General features: G+C 65.5%; 1 protein-coding gene. It reads left to right on the forward strand.

The genetic code is table 11. The features are described 5' to 3' along the window. Positions 1-157: 157 nt before the first annotated feature. On the forward strand, positions 158-586 hold a 429-nt coding region (locus AB4Z35_RS30025), incomplete at its 3' end, for a hypothetical protein (RefSeq protein WP_442101164.1).

Below are 586 nucleotides of genomic sequence, written 5' to 3' on the forward strand. Positions count from 1 at the left end.
GGCGTGACGATCCGGACGCGATCGGGCGATGTGGAGGTGGAGCGCGTTCTCGTTGCGGCCGGCGGACATACCCAATCGCTGCTCGGCCAATCCCTGGGTTTTGTGGTGTACGCACGGACTGCCGCGATGTTTCGGCTCGATGCGGCGGAGGTGCGGCGTGACGATCCGGACGCGATCGGGCGATGTGGAGGTGGAGCGCGTTCTCGTTGCGGCCGGCGGACATACCCAATCGCTGCTCGGCCAATCCCTGGGTTTTGTGGTGTACGCACGGACTGCCGCGATGTTTCGGCTCGATGCGGCGGAGGCCAGGCGCCTGGCCGGCATGCCATCGATGCGTTGTTTCGGACCCAAGGGTGCCGATCCCTATATCCTGCCGCCCATCCTCTATCCCGACGGCCAGACCTGGCTGAAGCTCGGCGGCGATCCGGTGGATATTCCCCTCGAAAGCGAGGGGAATATCCAGGACTGGTTTCGGTCCGGCGGCTCGATTCCCGTGGCGGAAGGGCTCGAAGCGCAGCTCCTCGAGCGTATCCCCGGCCTGCAAATCGAAGAACGGCGCGTCGTGCCCTGCATGACCACCTTCGGC

The sequence above is a fragment of the Pseudomonas sp. KB_15 genome (genome assembly GCF_052114525.1).
GTDB lineage: Bacteria > Pseudomonadota > Gammaproteobacteria > Pseudomonadales > Pseudomonadaceae > Aquipseudomonas.